The sequence below is a fragment of the Pseudoalteromonas sp. S2893 genome (assembly GCF_005887105.1).
Classification (GTDB): domain Bacteria; phylum Pseudomonadota; class Gammaproteobacteria; order Enterobacterales; family Alteromonadaceae; genus Pseudoalteromonas; species Pseudoalteromonas atlantica.
In genome coordinates, this window is sequence record NZ_PNCY01000058.1 from 1 (window position 1) to 15,071 (window position 15,071).

Here is a 15,071-nt window from a genome sequence, read left to right on the forward strand (position 1 = left end):
GTATATTATTATTATTTCGTTTGAAGTAGATCTTAGGTTGAAAGGCAACTCAAGGTCGGTGGTGACCGGTTTTGAGTTGTTTTTATTCCCTACAATTGCCACGCAGTGTAAACCAAGAATCTTTATATTGTGTGTGAAGATGTTGTCAGTGTGAAAGGCGGCTCAAGTTCGGTGGTGACTGAATTTGGGCTGTTTTTGTTTGTGCGGCTTTATTATTAACTTCATTAATCCCCCTTATCTCTACTCCTCAACCTACCTAAATATAAAATATTTATAAACTAAGTCTTTATTTTTATTATGTTATTTTTTATTAACAAAATAGCTTCGAAAGCTTAACGCAAAACTTTATATTTTTTGTTGAACCGAAAACTGTCTTTGTTATACTCAGCATCGAACTTTCAGTAAGTTTTGAAAGTTTGTTTGATACGGAACAATTCTCACTAGGTAAATGTGTGCTAGCCGGGTTTGATTGTATTTAGCACCTCGTTTTAGGGCTTACAGCAGCAATGTTTTTTAATTTTTCCGTTGCGCGCTTTATTACTCTAATTTTGTTATTAGTCATTTAGTAGGTTAATGTCTTTGAACACACTTTCTTTGCATCATACAAATACGGCTTTTGCTTCTAGCAAACCGCACACGTGTGAGCGCTTGAATAAAGCGGGCAAGGGCGTGTGTGTCGCTATAACATTATTAGTGTTTAATACGGTAATGCTGCTAAGTGGTGCATTAGAGGATGCCTTTCAGCTTGAAGCGTTGTTTAGCAATGGCTCTATTGTTGAGCCTGTTTTGCTGCACATTACGCAATTTTTAGCTCATCCGATCATATCTAGTCAGTTACTCATTGGCCTTTGCTGGTTATTGTTCCATATTTTTCCGGCGCGTCGTGCTGGAATTATCCTTCGTAAAGCCGCTTTCGCTTTTCGCGAGGCAAAAGTACACCAACCTGTGTCCGCTGCACATGGTTGTCGTGCTCCACCTAGCTTTACAGGTTGTCTGTAAGGCTTCACTTGTTGCTGGTTTTAATTATTTTTTCTTGCTGTAAATAATTAAAGTTTGCATTAGCAATGTAGCCGCGTGTTTTAAACACGTCAGCCAACCAACACTCACCCAAGTTAACTTTTATTACGTTATATAAATGCGTTTAGAAGCAGGGTTTGTTGCTAGGTATTTTTTGCATCCACTTGCAGCGGGTTCAGTCCCCTTTATTTTTATAATTTAGTTCTAGTTAACTTGGGTTTTTATTGAAAAATCGTTGCTTAATTTTTATTCAAAGCAGCAAATTAAAACTCTAGGTTTGTAGGATACTCCCTTGTTAATTCGTAACCTTTGTAATATTGCTTTAGCTAGTACGGTGCTGGCGTTGTCAGGCTGTAAAGGCGGGATACTCGATCCAAAAGGCCAAATAGGTATTGATGAGAAAAACTTAATCATCATTGCTACTGTCCTTATGCTGCTCGTAGTAATCCCCGTTATTGTGATGACTTTGTATTTCGCATGGAAATACCGAGACACACAAGATCATGAAATTTATGCACCAAAATGGGCTCATTCAAATAAGATTGAAGCCGTTGTTTGGGCTGTTCCTATTGTTATCGTTATTATTTTAGGTGTTATTACCTGGCAGTCTACCCAAGACTTAGACCCCTATAAGCCTATTGAAGGTAAAGGCGAGCACCTCACTGTAGAGGTGGTTTCATTAAACTGGAAGTGGCTATTTATTTACCCAGAGCAAGGTATTGCAACGGTAAATGAATTGGTATTTCCGGCAAATGTGCCGGTGGAATACAAAATCACTTCAGAAAGCACAATGAACTCGTTTTTTATTCCTCAGCTAGGTAGTCAAATTTATTCTATGGCAGGCATGGAAACCAAGCTTCATTTAATCGCAAACGAGCCGGGCACATTTAAAGGCTTTTCTGCTAATTACAGTGGCGCAGGTTTTACCGGTATGAAGTTCAATGCCATTGCCACCCCAACACAAGCTGATTTTGACACGTGGGTAACAAGCGTTAAAGCCAATGCTAATAACCTCACTCATGCCAATTATGTTGAACTTGCAAAAGCCAGTGAAAACAATCCTGTTGCCTATTATGGCAAGGTCGACGACGGCCTATTTCATACCATTGTGATGAAGTATATGCAGGCACATGGCGATATGAACAAAAAACATCAAGCGATGAGCGAGCATGGGAAAATGAGCAAAAAGCACCATGAAATGAATGAACACGCAATGCCTTCATCTCACAGCCAGGGCGAGGAATAATAATGTCGTTTTTAGGTAAACTTTCACTCGACGCAATTCCGTTTCATGAGCCAATTATAATGGTTACCATGACGGTGATAGCGATTGCCGGGCTTATTATTGCCGGGCTTATTACTAAATATAAAAAGTGGGGCGTGCTTTGGCACGACTGGATCACCTCTGTTGATCATAAACGCTTAGGCGTAATGTACATCTTTTTAGCATTAATAATGCTGTTTCGTGGTTTTTCTGATGCCATTATGATGCGTGCGCAGTTAGCACTTGCTACTAGCGGTGCACCAGGTTATTTGCCTCCTGAGCATTACGACCAAATATTTACAGCGCACGGCGTTATCATGATCATATTTATGGCTATGCCATTTATGATTGGCCTAATGAACATTGTATTGCCACTACAAATTGGCGCACGCGATGTCGCTTTTCCATTTTTAAATAACTTAAGTTTTTGGTTTACTGCCAGCGGTGCCATTTTAATTAACTTGTCGCTTGTATTTGGTGAGTTTGCAAAAACAGGTTGGGTGGCGTATCCGCCGCTTTCGGAGCTGACTTTTAGCCCTGGGGTGGGGGTCGATTATTATATATGGGCCTTGCAAATTTCCGGGCTCGGTACGCTTTTAACTGCAGTAAACTTTTTAGCGACTGTGTTTAAAATGCGTGCCCCAGGTATGACCCTAATGAAAATGCCAATTTTTACATGGGCATGTACATGGGCAAATATTTTAATTGCAGCATCTTTCCCTATTTTAACTGCTGTGCTGGGCATGCTAACGCTTGACCGTTACCTTGATTTTCACTTTTTTACCAATGCCGCGGGCGGCAACGCCATGATGTACATCAACCTGTTTTGGGCGTGGGGTCACCCTGAGGTTTATATTTTAGTACTGCCTGCTTTTGGTATTTTTTCTGAAATTATCTCAACCTTTGCCGGTAAACGTTTATTTGGTTACAAATCGATGGTGTATGCCAGCGGTGCAATCTCTATTTTAGGTTTTATTGTTTGGCTACACCACTTTTTCACCATGGGGTCGAGCGCCAACGTTAATGCGTTCTTTGGGGTAATGACCATGGTTATTGCCGTCCCAACTGGCGTTAAGCTATTCAACTGGTTGTTTACCATTTACCGCGGCCGTTTACGTATTAGCGTTCCTGTACTTTGGACATTAGGCTTTATGGTTACCTTTACAGTAGGCGGTATGACCGGCGTACTACTGGCTATTCCGGGTGCCGATTACGTGTTGCATAACAGTTTATTCTTAATTGCGCATTTCCATAACACAATTATTGGTGGCGCTGTATTTGGCTACCTTGCAGGTTTTGTATTTTGGTTCCCTAAAGCAATGGGCTTTAAGCTTAGCGAAAAATGGGGTAAAGCGTCTTTTTGGTGTTGGATAGTTGGTTTCTTCGTGGCGTTTATGCCGTTGTATGTACTTGGTTTTTTAGGTATGACACGTCGCTTAAACCACACTAACAACCCAGATTGGAACATGTGGTTATACATTGCAGCAGGCGGTGCTGTCATTATTATGTTTGGTATTATTTTCCAAGTCGTACAGCTATTTGTTAGCTTTAGAGACCGCGAAGCACTTTACGATACAACCGGCGACCCGTGGAACGGCCATACACTAGAATGGGCAACTAGCTCACCTCCACAAGTGTATAACTTTGCCACTATTCCTCACGTTGATGACATTGATGCCTGGACCGAAGCGAAAGAAAAAGGCCAAGCGTATCAAATAAAAGCAAGCTACAGCCCAATTCATATGCCTAAAAACACAGCATCTGGGGTGTTAATTGCAGCAAGCTTAACTGTATTTAGCTTTGCCATGATCTGGCATATCTGGTGGTTAGCTGCCGTTGGTTTTGTTGGCGCAATTGCCTTATTTATCAAGCGTTGTTACACCAGCGATGTTGATTACTATATACAACCTGATGAAATCGCACGTATTGAAGCTGCGTATAATTCTAGTGGAAATAAGGAGCTAAGCGCGTGAGTACACTATCTGCGAATGTAGAAACTGCCCATTTAGACTCAGTTTCGCACGATGATCATGCACATGAGCATCACGATACCTCTGGCGATACAATTTTTGGCTTTTGGTTATACCTAATGACCGATTGCCTATTGTTTGCCTCGTTTTTTGCCACTTACGCCGTGCTGTTTATGAACACAGCCGGTGGTGTATCAGGTAAAGACATTTTTGAACTCGACTTTGTTGCTTTAGAAACAGCGGCGCTACTTATTAGTAGTATTACCTTTGGCTTTGCCATGATTGCCGCACAAGGGCAAAAAAAGGCACTAACACTCACCTGGTTGTTTATTACCTTTTGTTTAGGTGCTGTGTTTATAGGCATGGAAATTTACGAATTTCATCACCTAATTGTGCATGGTAATGGCCCACAACAAAGTGCCTTTTTAACCTCATTCTTCTCGTTAGTAGGCTTACATGGTTTGCACGTAACTGCGGGTCTAATTTGGATGAGTATTATGATGATAGAAGTGGCTAAACGTGGCTTAGGTAAACAAACAGTGACACGCTTAAGTTGCCTAAGCCTATTTTGGCACTTCTTAGACATTGTTTGGATTTGTGTATTTACCGTTGTTTATTTAATGGGAGCAATGTAATGAGCCACAGCGAAGCGCACGCGTTAAAGCAAATGCAAAACGAGCACCATGATGAGTCTCATGGCAGCGTTAAAACGTATTTAATAGGCTTTGTGCTATCAATAATTTTAACCGCGATACCGTTTTACATGGTAATGGAAGGCGACTTTTCAAAAGTAACTACGCTTTGGAGCATTGTTACTTTAGCTATTGTACAAATTTGGGTGCACTTAAAATACTTTTTACACCTTAATTTTATGACAGAAGATGGCCGTGCAAGTACCTTCTCATTTTTATTCAGTGCCCTAATTATCGTCATGGTTGTTGGGCTATCGGTTTGGATAATTTACGAATCTAACGCAATGATGATGTACTAGGAGTAGAAGATGTTTCGTCGTTATTTATCAGTGACTAAGCCAGGCATTATTATGGGCAACCTTATCAGCGTTGCAGGCGGTTTTTTACTTGCCTCGCGCGGGGATATAGACCCATGGCTAATGGTTGTTACGCTTATTGGCTTGTCACTTGTGGTTGCATCGGGCTGTGCTATCAACAATGTAATTGATAGAGACATAGATGTAGCCATGGCACGTACTCGTACGCGGGTTACAGTAACAGGCGAAATGTCGGCCTTTGCTGCACTGAGTCACGGGGTTTTATTGGGGGTTGTAGGTTTTGGTTTACTCATTGCTTACACCACACAAGCCGCGGTATTTTTTGCAGCGTTTGGCTATGTCATTTATGTTGGGGTTTATAGCCTTTACATGAAGCGCAATTCTGTTTATGGCACGTTTGTAGGTAGCCTTTCTGGCGCAGTGCCTCCTGTTGTAGGTTACTGCGCTGTAACAGGGCAGTTCGATATAGGTGCATTAATATTATTAGTTATGTTTAGTCTGTGGCAAATGCCGCATTCATATGCCATTGCTATTTTTCGCTTTAAAGATTACCAAGCCGCAGGTATTCCCGTATTACCCGTAGCGCAAGGTATTGATAAAGCTAAGCGCCATATTGTACTTTATATTGCTGTGTACGCTTTAGTCGTCATGCTATTACCAATAAGTGGCTACACTGGCGCCGCCTTTATGGCTGTGGCGTGTATTACCAGTTTTTGGTGGTTACTTATGGCACTGCGTGGCTATCGCCGTAATATTAATTTAACGAGCTGGGCACGCCAAGTGTTTGCTTTTTCTATTATAAATATTACAGCACTCAGTATAGCTATGGCCGTTGACTACCACAGCGCAGCGCCACAACTGCTTACACTGATATAATTTTTTAAAACTTTATATTTCCAAAGTTAATCCAAAGGCTCGAAAGGGCCTTTTTTCATGTTTGAAATAAAGCGGCAATAGAGTGTTTATGAGCTTGCTTTAGGTTTTCTTTTATTTGGGCTCTAATTTCTGCTGATTTATTTTGGCTTAGCTTAAAGTTTCCACTCCAGTGAGTGGGGGGAAACTCTATAAAAGTTAACTGTTGATACATTGCTTGGCGACTGCGTGTAGGCATATCATTAATATTCCACATGGGCTTAAAGGTTTGCTCAAAATGGGTTGTTAATTGACTCATTATTTTTTCTTTCTCACTGTCGCTTTTAATAATCACTACCTTTGCAGTGACTTGTACTGATGAGTAAAGCCAGCTTGGCAGTGTTTTATTATTACTATACGAGGGAGATAGATAGCAGCTATCACCATTAAAGTGTAATTTTACTGAGCGTTTATCACATTGTGTTAGCGGGTTATGTTTAGCTACGTGTGCAATGAATACATCACGAATTGGATCATATAGTACAGGTACATGGCATATATTATTTAAATCACTTTGCGAGCTGGGCGTTAAAATACTCGCTAGCGGAAATTGCTCAACCAATGCCTGCAAACGTTTAATATCATGCTCTTGAAAATGCGAAGGTGGGTACATTAGAGCTTCTCCTCTAGTTGCAATTTTATGTTCGGCCATTGCTCATCAACTATGCTAAATTTTGCTGTGTTTCTATAGCTACCATTGCTGAGCTTTCTATCTTTATAAGCGAGTCCTTCAAAACGTGCACCTAAACGTGCAATAGCATTACGTGATTTTTGATTATATTCATGAGTATTAAATGTAATTCTCACTAAATTAAGCTCATCAAAAGCGTATTTGAGCAGTAAAAATTTAGCATGTGTATTTATGTAAGTTCGCTGCCAGTCATTACTAATAAAGGTGTGGCCAATTTCAGCACTCAGGTTGTGTTTATCTAATTTAAATAATCGTGTTGTACCTACTACTTGCTGTGTATTCGTGTCAATAATCGCAAAAACAATCTGTTCGTCTTTATTAAATTGCGCCTGTGTTAAAAACCACTCTTTTAGCATTTCAGGGGTTTTTGCGTAGTTAACTAGTACCCATTGCCATACTTTAGGGTGCTTACCTGCTTTATATAATCCATTTAAGTGTTTATGGTTTAGTGGTTCTAGAACAACCTTGTTTGTTTTATGTATATGCTGTGTGAACATTATTCGCTCCATTTTTTGCTATTAAAGAGTAATAAATGTACGCTTATTTGGTTTAGTAAAAACAACCAGAATATAACTTTTACCTATACCAGATAGAAAATACATGCAGCCACTTAATATAAAATTTAATAAGCAATATAAGGCAAAGTATTTGCAGCTAGCGCAAGCTATTCGAACTGCAATTATTGAAGGTGATATTGCGGTTGGCGCTAAGTTAAGTTCAGCTAGAGAGATGGCGAAAGCTTATCAATTAAATCGCCATACAATAATGAATGCTTTACAACTATTAGTGGCTGAGGGATGGTTAGAGTCTCATGAGCGTAGCGGTTATAAAGTAACGCAAACCTTACCTATCCAAGGCAGCGCTAATACTAAGCAAGTGCCAGTCTTAACACCTAAAGCCTATAAATTTGCCAAAGAGTTAGCAGTTCCAGCTCCTGCAATGAATTTAAATAATTATAAGTATAATTTTGCAGGTGGGCTTCCGGATCTTAATAGCTTCCCATATAAAGAATTTAAACGCTCCTTAAGTCATGTTTTTAACCATGTAGATACCAGTAAATTTCATTATGGTGATATAAGCGGTGTGAGTGAGTTAAAAGTGCAAATAAGCAATTACTTATATAAAGCGCGTAACTTAAAAACAAACGACTTACTTGTGTGTAATGGCTCACAAGAAGCACTATTTTTAATTTCGAAAGCATTTATTAGCACTAACGATTTTGTTGCTGTAGAAACGTTAGGGTATCCACCAGCCCGTAAAGCTTTTGCGGCATGTGGCGCACAATTAGTAGATATAAAACAAGATGAATATGGTTTATGTATTGATGATTTGAAAGTGCAACTTAGCCGCTTCTCAATTAAAATGCTGTACTTAACACCGCTGCATCAATACCCGACAACTGTTACTTTATCGCCTACACGGCGTATGCAAATTTATCAGTTATGTTACCAACATGGCGTAATGATTATAGAGGATGACTATGACCATGAGTTTCATTACCAATGTCATCCGTTACAACCAATGGCGGCGGATGACCCTGCGGGTATAGTTATTTATCTTTCTACATTCTCTAAAATTATGTTTTCCGCAGCCAGAATCGGTTACATTTGCGCTGCCCTTGATGTTATCGCACAACTTAATGCGTGGAAGCAGTTAATGAATCATAAAAATGATGTGGTTATGCAATTAGCTTTAGCGCACTTTATGAAAGAAGGCGCATTTGAGCGTCATTTAAAGCGAATGACTAAGCTATATAAGCATAGGTATGAAGCTATGGATAACACATTAATAGCACTGCAGGTGAAAGGTTTACCTATTGAGTATAAAAAGCCCGATGGTGGGATGGCAATGTGGGTTAACTTAAACATAGATACGGCTAATATTAAAAAGCATCTGCACAAGCACAGTATTTATTTGCAAACAGAATCAGAGTTTTATTTCTGCGACTCTTATAGAAGCTTAAAACCTAAACACTTTAGTTACTTGCGTCTAGGCTTTGCTGGCCAGTCAAAGGAAGTCATGCAAGAAGGTATAAACATAATTGCTGAGTATGCTTATTAAGCTATTTATTTAAACTTTCTGCTTCGTAAAACAAAGGTTTTAGGGTGCCGCAGTTTATAAATTTATACGTTAACTCATTCTGGCTAGGAAGGAGGGTTGAGGTTCTAAACTTTTGCATACAGGCATTTACCAAATCTACAAAAATTAAGTGGCTGAAACTAGGTGCTTGGCTAATTTTATGTATGTAAATTCGCTCTGTGCTACCTAGGTCTATCATGTCGTATTCTTGCCACTGGCTAGCTTTAGCTAAATCTTTTAATTGGCGAGCATATAGCTGCTTACTCATTTCTATTGTTCTGTTTGTGTAAATTAGGCTGCCTGCTTTTTTGTAATTGCCTTTGTACACATCTGCGGTAATGGTTATTTCTTCACCGCGCATTAAGCGTTGAATATTAAATGGTTTGGGCTTTAGTGTTATAAGCTCAGCGTTGCGCACAACATCTAAAAAAGCCACATCGGGGTTTTTAATCCTATACACCACTTGTACATCGTGCGGTAATTTATAGCTGGGTAAGTTAAACGCATTAATTCCTGAACCTTTATTCACCAGTGCTATTGCATGCTCAGCCTTGTATTTGGGGTTGAGCGGGGGCAACTCTGCAGCCTCTTCCTCAGCAAAAGCGTATCCACTTATAGTAATGATCAACAAAGTAAGAAGTAAACGCATAATAATCTCAATTAATTTATGAGCTTAAAGTGTAGTATATAGCTTTAATAACTCTAAATTTACTAGGTTTATTTTAAATACACATAGTAAAAAGGCTCGTAAGAGCCTTATTGCGTTTAAATATGGTAGGTTTTTACTTAATCGCTTTTTTAACTTCACGCCAGTCAATAATTTTAAAATTTTGTGGTCGTAGTGGCATACGGTTGTAGCCGTCTTGCACTATAAGCATGCCTTCAGGATAGCCTGGTAAAGGTTTTGCTGTAACGGTTAAGCCGTCCGTTTCACCTGCGCCATCAATGCCTTTATCTAGATTAGCAATCACATTAAACTTACCTGCAAAGCTTAGGCTAGGCTGTGTATTATCTGATATTTTATAAAGTACATAGCTATTATCGCCTTGGCTTGATACTACTAAATAGCGCTTATCATCAGCATGATAGATTTCCATGCCTTCAACATCTGCCACAAGTTGCTCATTTATACCTTGTAGCATGACCGCTTTGTTGCCAGAAGTTGGCTCAGCACCGATATACCAAATGCCTGCATCTTCTTCACCTGCAAATAATTGGCCTAGTTTATCATCGGCACTACAGCCTTCTGGTTGGCTTGGTAGGGTAAACTCTCTAACCAGTTTACCGCTTAAGTTACCTTGCCCACCGGTGAGTTTATATTGCTGGAATAAACCTGATTTATCATTAACAAATACGTATTGACCAGATTCAGACGAATACATACACATACCGTAAATCTCGGCTAGGTTAGTCGCTACTTCTGTTATATGGTTTACTTTGTTCTCGCTATCGACAGTAAACACGCTAATACTGTTAAGCGTGCGGTTGCTGGCTGTGATCCAAGTATGGGTTTCGTTGTTTATACTTTGATGCTGGCGTACATCAACATTATTTAAACGCCCAACATTAAGTGATTGTATTTTGTTGCCAGCAAGATCATAAACCATCAAGCCGCGGCGTTTATCTGTGCCTAAAATTAAGCTGCTTTTAGCGTCTTGTTCGTTTATCCAAATTGCCGGGTCATCCGCTGCATCACCAAATGCTGCAACTGGCGTTGTTTGTGCGCTGGCATAAATGTGAGTCATAGCGACTTTGTTTTGTGAAGTAACTGTTTGCGCAGTGTAGTTAACATTTGCTTGAATGTAGGCACCTGTTTCATCATCAATTAAAACTAGCTGCGCTTGATTGTTATTGAGCAAACTCGCTGCAACAGATTCAATGGTGTGATCGCCAGAAAGTGACCACTGACTTAGTTTTTCAGTATTTTCGTGGTAAGCATAGATCATATTGCCATCAGTGGCAGTAAGCCATAAAGTACCATCTTGTGATACTGATAATGCCCCTATTTCAGCTTTTAATTCACCGTAAGGCTCAACTAATGCCACTGGCTGTTTATTGGCATCGGATTCAGTATCAGCATTGATAGCCCATACACCTAGCTCAGCTTCACCCACATACAAAGTTTTTGTTTCGTCATTAACTGCGCAACCGGAGGCTTCAGTAACGGCTGAAAATTCACGAACAGCGATGTTTTTTACTTGCTTGCTCGCTAAGTCATAAACAATGGTTTCACTGATCAAGCCGCGAACATCTGGCACAAATGCTGATACAGTTGCATTATTATCGTTTTTAAATAAACACACAGCATCTGGTTGTGCTTGTGGTGGACTGATAAGTGTAAGCTCAGTTAGCTGCCAAGTTTGACCATTTTTTTCAAGCTCAAAGATGACTACATTGTCTTGGCTTTTATCAATGCTTGCGAGTAAAAATTGCTGCGCTGATAGTTGTCTTAGTGAAATTGACTCAAAGTTACCGGCGAGCAGTACACTGCTTTTCTCATTGTCGGCAATTAATAAACCTTGGCTTTCACTGGCAATAAGCCATTGATTAATACCAAGTGCAGCGGCTTGTGAGCCTTGCATGTTTTGTTGTGGGCCGAATAATTTAGTTTTAATACCTGTTTTTTTAATATATGGCTTTGCAATCGCTTTATTATTTTGCGTATCGTCATTACTTGTACAACCGCTTATTGCAGTTATTAGAAGTGCACTGCCAAGCACCGCTGAAATTGTATTTAGTTTAAAGTTCATTATTTTATCCTTTACTTATCTATGTGCTTTTCAGTGCTAAAACGTACTTCACCAAGGTGATTAATCGCACTTACACTGAGTGTTTCGCCATTGATAGATACACTTAAAAAACCAGGTGTTGCTTCTGCATAGCGGGTAAATTCACGCTGTTTTACAAAACGTGCTTCGCTTCCTCCACCTGAGACAAAGTGAGCCACTTTGCTACTTTTTGGTTGGTTGTATTGCAAGTCGTGCTCGTGCCCTGCGATATAAGCTTGCACGTTATGACGCTCCAAGATAGGTTCTAAAATGTCGCGAAGCCCTTGGTTACGGCCAAAGCGTTTACCACTTGAATAAAGCGGGTGATGGCCTACCACAATTTTCCACTTTGCTTTACTGCCTGCAAGTTGGGTTTCAAGCCAAGTAAGCTGGGTTTTATAGCCTTGCCCTTGGGTAGAACGGTATTTATCACGGCCTTTGTATTGCGGCTGAATCGGGTTGGTATCTAAAAAAACCATTAACACTTGCTCGTTGTTTTCAAGCGCAAATGTTTTACTGTAGTACCTTGCAGGTAACTGCCAACGCTGGCTTTTGTTTGTATAGTCAATTTGTGCTTGAGCATTACCCAAGTAATCGTGATTACCTAAAACAACATACCAGTCTTCAAAAGTATGCGGGCCATGATATATGTTCTCAAAGGCTGATTGCCAAAGCGGATCGTTGACGCTTGCCACACCATTCGGGTAAAAGTTATCGCCAGTTGAGACGATAAAGTCAGCATCAGTTTGGTACATGGCTATTTCTAATTGGTGAGCCACTTCTTTTTGATAAAAGTGGCCGTTGTGCCCCCAATCACCAATTACCATAAAGTTAAGGCTATCAGGTAGCGTATTTAACTTAGCTATTTTTTGCTGTTGATAAAGCTCATCTTTATAAATAACAGGCTCGACAGCACTGAGCGCTGATGAGCTCAGTAGGGCGGCCATTATGAAAGACAATTTAAACATGTTCTAACTCCAAAAGGCACGTAATAGCAAGCGATTACGTGCCTAATATGATGATGCCTGTTATTAAAATGCGTAGCGCAACATTAGTTGAACCACAGGACCTGCTTCTTCAGACTCAAGCTCATATTCATCAAAGTCACGGCTGTTTTGATCATCAAGTGAGTCAAATTTGTTAAAAACTTCATCTTTACTGGCATCAAGTAGGTTTGAACCCACTAGGCGAAGGGTTACGTCATCCCAGCGCTTTTCAACGAAAAGCTCTAAATCAGCACCGTAAGAGGTGGTAACTTCTTCACCTACAAAGCGTCCGTATGCATCACCTTGGTTACGGTAAGTTGCACCAAATGATGCACGCAGTATTGGTAAATCTTGGATAAAGCCAATGTTATAAACATAATCTGATTGGTCATTAAACTTACGTTTACCAAAGCTGTCTTCAACTTCACTATCAAGCCAAGAGTAGTTTAAGAAAATACCAGTATTTGGCATGTTGATTGCGCTCAGTGGCGTTGATAAATCAAACTCAATACCTTGTACTGTGCCATCGCCAGTATTTTGTGGTTGCAGTACAAATGTACCTTCGCCTTCTGAGCCTTCAACACCTGTGCTGGCAATTTCAATTAAATCGCTAACGTCACGGTAAAATACGTTTACACCGACAACGCCACTTTTACCTAAACGGTATTCGTAACCTAAATCGATACCCCAAGAAGATTCTGGCTTAAGGTTTGGGTTACCTAAAAAGTCATTATCAGCGAGCTCTTCTTCAAGTAGGGCGGGTGTCATGTAGTCAAAGTCAGGGCGACGTAAGCTACGTGCAATAGAGGCGCTTACTCGACCGTTATCACTTACACTGTAACGAAAGTGAGCCGACGGTAAGAAAAACTCATAGTCATTTTTTGCAGTAACGCCTTCATTGGTATCGGTAATGCTTGAGTCAGTTGACTCCCAGCGCACACCCATCTCCCATGAGAACACATCGGCTTCGTGTTTGATTAATGCAAATAAGTCAAAACGGTCTTCTTCAAGCGTATTAACGCCTCCGTCTACTGCTTCAAATTCATTGTTAAATTGCGCTAACGACATTGGCGTCTGGCTAAATTGATCCCAGCCAGTAAGTGTTTGCTCACTTTCATCTTCAGATTCAAAAATTGCTGTGTCGCGCTCTTTTCCTTGAACAAAAGCACCAAACTGAACTTCTTTTGAGTCACCTAGCAGTAAGCTATGTTGCCATTGTAATGACCATTCTTTATCGTCAATCTCAACAGTTTCTTCTGCTTCCTCAAAAACTATTGGGAGCTCAGATGTATCAAGTTCAACTTCTTGCTCGTAAACTGACTCTTCAAAGCTGGCATAGCCTACTTTAAACTTGCTGGTACCGCCGAGTAGTGATAATTCATAGCCAGAATTTATGTTGTAGTTGGTTTGATCAATGTAGGAAACGTTTGCGTTATCCGAGAGTAAATTACCGCCTTCAACAATAGAGCCTGAGGTTGCAGATGCATCATCATATTCAAAAGAGCGCTCGTCTTCGGTACGGTCTGTATCAACCCACATGGCGCTAATATCAAACTTGCCACCGTTATCAAATACCTTTTCAAAGCTGGCATTTAATGATGTGTCATCGCCATCACGAGTATCAGATTGATCTTCACGGTTATCAAAATCATCAGTTGCATAATTAGGGTTATTTTCAGGGCTATCACCATAACGTATGCTTGATTTTTGTTTTGGGTTATAACGACCTTGAAAATTAGCCCCTAGTAGTAAACGTCCACCTGCAAACTCAGTACCGTAAACGCCCGCAAAGCTTTCTTTTAGTTCACCATCATCATAGCGTAAGCCTCCTGCGCGAATGTAACCGCCATCTAAGCTGTAGCCATCGCGAAGTACAATGTTAAGGGTGCCCGCAATTGCATCGGCAGAGCGGTTGGCACTTGATGAACGAATTATTTCTACACGCTCGATTAATTCTGCTGGAATACGGTCAACAAAAAATGAGCGATCAGCGCCAGCGCCTGGAACTTCTTCGCCATTGATCAGTACTTTTGTGTAAGCAGGGCTCAAACCGCGCATACGTGCGCCGTCAGATTCAAGCACATCTGATAAAAACGTCACACTCGGTACACGCTTTAGTGCATCACCTGCGGTGAGTGGTTCAAAACGCTGAAAGTACTCTTGTGAATACTCAAGTGTTGGCGCAAGTTCTTGTGAGCGGTTGCGATAGCCTATTTCGCCATAAACTACTAACTCTTCAGATACTTTTACATCAGTTGTGTGTTCTTCTTGTGCTGCATGTACTGCTAAATTGCAAAGTGATAGCGCTGTTACCAGTGCTTTAAGTTTAAAGTGTGCCATGTAATTTGCTCCTGTTGCTGCTTGGTTTGAAAGCA

General features: G+C 40.4%; 13 protein-coding genes. 7 read left to right on the forward strand and 6 right to left on the reverse strand.

Features of this window, described 5'->3' with window-relative positions; translation table 11 throughout:
• Positions 1-579: 579 nt before the first annotated feature.
• The 6 genes from CWC04_RS18425 (at position 580) to cyoE (ending at position 6,136) form a co-directional block, all read left to right on the forward strand.
• Positions 580-999: a hypothetical protein gene (locus tag CWC04_RS18425; protein ID WP_004587448.1), complete on the forward strand. Its 420-nt coding sequence runs from the start codon at positions 580-582 to the stop codon at positions 997-999.
• 310 nt (positions 1,000-1,309) lie between these two features.
• Positions 1,310-2,263 carry a ubiquinol oxidase subunit II gene (gene cyoA, locus CWC04_RS18430; protein WP_138686114.1) on the forward strand — a complete coding sequence of 318 codons (954 nt, stop codon included), beginning with the start codon at positions 1,310-1,312 and terminating at the stop codon, positions 2,261-2,263.
• A gap of 2 nt (positions 2,264-2,265) precedes the next feature.
• Positions 2,266-4,254, forward strand: a complete 1,989-nt coding sequence (gene cyoB / locus CWC04_RS18435; RefSeq protein WP_138686115.1) for a cytochrome o ubiquinol oxidase subunit I — start codon at positions 2,266-2,268, stop codon at positions 4,252-4,254.
• Entirely contained in the window at positions 4,251-4,886 is a 636-nt protein-coding gene (gene cyoC, locus CWC04_RS18440; protein WP_096740002.1) for a cytochrome o ubiquinol oxidase subunit III, read from the forward strand. Before cyoB ends, cyoC begins: the two co-directional genes overlap by 4 nt.
• Positions 4,886-5,242, forward strand: coding sequence for a cytochrome o ubiquinol oxidase subunit IV (gene cyoD, locus CWC04_RS18445; protein ID WP_138686116.1), 357 nt, complete (start codon positions 4,886-4,888; stop codon positions 5,240-5,242). The genes cyoC and cyoD overlap by 1 nt, the downstream gene beginning before the upstream one ends.
• Before the next feature lie 9 nt (positions 5,243-5,251).
• A complete protein-coding gene (cyoE, locus tag CWC04_RS18450; RefSeq protein ID WP_055016849.1) occupies positions 5,252-6,136 on the forward strand; it encodes a heme o synthase in 885 nt (294 codons plus the stop codon).
• A gap of 55 nt (positions 6,137-6,191) precedes the next feature.
• On the opposite strand, the gene CWC04_RS18455 is transcribed toward cyoE, so the two are convergent.
• On the reverse strand, positions 6,192-6,785 hold the full coding sequence (locus tag CWC04_RS18455) for an FMN-binding negative transcriptional regulator (protein ID WP_138686117.1): 594 nt from the start codon (positions 6,783-6,785) through the stop codon (positions 6,192-6,194).
• Positions 6,785-7,360, reverse strand: coding sequence for a GNAT family N-acetyltransferase (locus CWC04_RS18460; protein WP_138686118.1), 576 nt, complete (start codon positions 7,358-7,360; stop codon positions 6,785-6,787). The genes CWC04_RS18455 and CWC04_RS18460 overlap by 1 nt, the downstream gene beginning before the upstream one ends.
• 103 nt (positions 7,361-7,463) lie before the next feature.
• On the opposite strand from CWC04_RS18460, the gene pdxR reads away from it, so the two are divergent.
• Positions 7,464-8,924 carry a MocR-like pyridoxine biosynthesis transcription factor PdxR gene (gene pdxR, locus CWC04_RS18465; protein WP_138686119.1) on the forward strand — a complete coding sequence of 487 codons (1,461 nt, stop codon included), beginning with the start codon at positions 7,464-7,466 and terminating at the stop codon, positions 8,922-8,924.
• A 1-nt stretch (position 8,925) separates the two neighbouring features.
• Here pdxR and CWC04_RS18470 read toward each other — a convergent pair whose 3' ends face one another.
• The 4 genes from CWC04_RS18470 to CWC04_RS18485 form a co-directional block, all read right to left on the reverse strand.
• Positions 8,926-9,591 (reverse strand): hypothetical protein, encoded by a 666-nt coding sequence (locus tag CWC04_RS18470; protein ID WP_138686120.1) that lies wholly within the window; start codon positions 9,589-9,591, stop codon positions 8,926-8,928.
• Between the two features lie 133 nt (positions 9,592-9,724).
• The gene (locus tag CWC04_RS18475; RefSeq protein ID WP_138686121.1) at positions 9,725-11,692 is read right to left on the reverse strand and encodes a phytase; all 1,968 of its coding nucleotides are present in this window, start codon (positions 11,690-11,692) and stop codon (positions 9,725-9,727) included.
• Between the two features lie 11 nt (positions 11,693-11,703).
• Positions 11,704-12,678 carry a metallophosphoesterase gene (locus CWC04_RS18480; RefSeq protein WP_138686122.1) on the reverse strand — a complete coding sequence of 325 codons (975 nt, stop codon included), beginning with the start codon at positions 12,676-12,678 and terminating at the stop codon, positions 11,704-11,706.
• Positions 12,679-12,741: 63 nt separating this feature from the next.
• Positions 12,742-15,036, reverse strand: coding sequence for a TonB-dependent receptor plug domain-containing protein (locus CWC04_RS18485; RefSeq protein WP_138686123.1), 2,295 nt, complete (start codon positions 15,034-15,036; stop codon positions 12,742-12,744).
• Between the last annotated feature and the right edge of the window lie 35 nt (positions 15,037-15,071).

Excerpts from the sequence above, each read along its gene's own strand:
- cyoE (WP_055016849.1), top strand. The coding sequence starts at position 5,252 with ATGTTTCGTCGTTATTTATCAGTGACTAAGCCAGGCATTATTATGGGC.
- CWC04_RS18480 (WP_138686122.1), bottom strand. The coding sequence starts at position 12,678 with ATGTTTAAATTGTCTTTCATAATGGCCGCCCTACTGAGCTCATCAGCG.
- CWC04_RS18485 (WP_138686123.1), bottom strand. The coding sequence starts at position 15,036 with ATGGCACACTTTAAACTTAAAGCACTGGTAACAGCGCTATCACTTTGC.
- CWC04_RS18475 (WP_138686121.1), bottom strand. The coding sequence starts at position 11,692 with ATGAACTTTAAACTAAATACAATTTCAGCGGTGCTTGGCAGTGCACTT.
- CWC04_RS18455 (WP_138686117.1), bottom strand. The coding sequence starts at position 6,785 with ATGTACCCACCTTCGCATTTTCAAGAGCATGATATTAAACGTTTGCAG.
- CWC04_RS18460 (WP_138686118.1), bottom strand. The coding sequence starts at position 7,360 with ATGTTCACACAGCATATACATAAAACAAACAAGGTTGTTCTAGAACCA.
- pdxR (WP_138686119.1), top strand. The coding sequence starts at position 7,464 with ATGCAGCCACTTAATATAAAATTTAATAAGCAATATAAGGCAAAGTAT.
- cyoB (WP_138686115.1), top strand. The coding sequence starts at position 2,266 with ATGTCGTTTTTAGGTAAACTTTCACTCGACGCAATTCCGTTTCATGAG.
- CWC04_RS18470 (WP_138686120.1), bottom strand. The coding sequence starts at position 9,591 with ATGCGTTTACTTCTTACTTTGTTGATCATTACTATAAGTGGATACGCT.
- cyoD (WP_138686116.1), top strand. The coding sequence starts at position 4,886 with ATGAGCCACAGCGAAGCGCACGCGTTAAAGCAAATGCAAAACGAGCAC.